Below are 1,516 nucleotides of genomic sequence, written 5' to 3' on the forward strand. Positions count from 1 at the left end.
CGAGTTGGTCCCACCCCTTCCCATCCCGAACAGGACCGTGAAACGACTCCACGCCGATGATAGTGCGGGTTCCCGTGTGAAAGTAGGTAATCGTCAGGCTGTTACACCCCAAAAAGCCCTGCTCAATCGAGCAGGGCTTTTTGCTTTTGCGGACCGAAAAGCCGCAAGAAACGCGGGCAAAGCCCGAGGCCTGAACGGCTCGAGGCGGACCTGGGCGAGCCTCTGTCTGACCCGCCTGGCGGTCGGCCAGACACGCCCTAGGGTAGGGACATGGTGAACTGGGCATCGATTTTGCATTCATGTGTTGTTGACATGGTCAAACCGTTGGCTCATAATCCATAGCTCTCTGAAGGAGGGGTGCCCGAGTGGCTAAAGGGGGCAGACTGTAAATCTGTTGGCTTACGCCTACGTTGGTTCGAATCCAACCTCCTCCACCAGAACAAATTGCGGCGAAGTCAGAGTAGATACCCGAGCGGGCGTAGCTCAATGGTAGAGCTGAAGCCTTCCAAGCTTATGACGAGGGTTCGATTCCCTTCGCCCGCTCCAGAATTGCAGTCGTGAAAATCTTCGCCCATGTGGCTCAGTGGTAGAGCACTCCCTTGGTAAGGGAGAGGTCAGCAGTTCGATCCTGCTCATGGGCACCATTAGCTTTTCGTTTTGTGTTTGCGCGCGGCGCAACCGGTGAATATTCCTGTTAGGAGCAAGTATGGCTAAAGGTAAATTCGAGCGGACCAAGCCGCACGTGAACGTGGGGACCATCGGTCACGTGGACCATGGCAAGACGACGCTGACGGCAGCGATCACGACGGTGCTGTCGCGCAAGTTCGGCGGCGAAGCAAAGGCCTACGACCAGATCGACGCGGCGCCGGAAGAAAAGGCGCGCGGCATCACGATCAACACGGCACACGTCGAGTACGAAACGGAAGCGCGCCACTATGCGCACGTTGACTGCCCGGGCCACGCCGACTATGTGAAGAACATGATCACGGGCGCCGCGCAGATGGACGGCGCGATCCTGGTGTGCTCGGCCGCTGACGGCCCGATGCCGCAGACGCGCGAGCACATCCTGTTGGCCCGTCAGGTGGGCGTGCCTTACATCATCGTGTTCCTGAACAAGTGCGACATGGTGGACGACGCCGAGCTACTCGAGCTCGTCGAAATGGAAGTGCGCGAACTGCTCTCGAAGTACGACTTCCCGGGCGATGACGTGCCTATCGTGAAGGGTTCGGCGAAGCTGGCGCTGGAAGGCGACAAGGGCGAGCTGGGCGAGACGGCGATTTTCGCGCTGGCCGATGCGCTGGACTCGTACATCCCGACGCCGGAGCGTGCGGTGGATGGTGCGTTCCTGATGCCGATCGAAGACGTGTTCTCGATCTCGGGTCGCGGTACGGTGGTGACGGGCCGTGTTGAGCGCGGCATCGTGAAGGTCGGCGAAGAAATCGAAATCGTCGGGATCAAGGACACGGTCAAGACGACGTGCACGGGCGTGGAAATGTTCCGCAAGCTGCTGGACCAA

Annotated in this window: 1 protein-coding gene, 3 tRNA genes and 1 rRNA gene; all 5 read left to right on the forward strand. The window is 59.4% G+C overall.

The window, feature by feature from the left end; translation table 11 throughout:
- Nucleotides 1-99: ribosomal RNA gene (gene rrf / locus HV670_RS32555) — 5S ribosomal RNA — on the forward strand; the annotation flags it as partial.
- Nucleotides 100-351: 252 nt separating this feature from the next.
- Nucleotides 352-437, forward strand: a tRNA-Tyr gene (locus HV670_RS29950).
- A 35-nt stretch (nt 438-472) separates the two neighbouring features.
- Nucleotides 473-546 (forward strand) — tRNA-Gly (locus tag HV670_RS29955).
- A 23-nt stretch (nt 547-569) separates the two neighbouring features.
- A tRNA-Thr gene (locus HV670_RS29960) sits at nt 570-644 on the forward strand.
- Nucleotides 645-706: 62 nt separating this feature from the next.
- Nucleotides 707-1,516: elongation factor Tu (locus tag HV670_RS29965; RefSeq protein WP_175108053.1), on the forward strand; the 810-nt coding region annotated here is incomplete at its 3' end.

Source organism: Pararobbsia alpina (assembly GCF_902859895.1).
GTDB classification, from domain to species: domain Bacteria; phylum Pseudomonadota; class Gammaproteobacteria; order Burkholderiales; family Burkholderiaceae; genus Pararobbsia; species Pararobbsia alpina.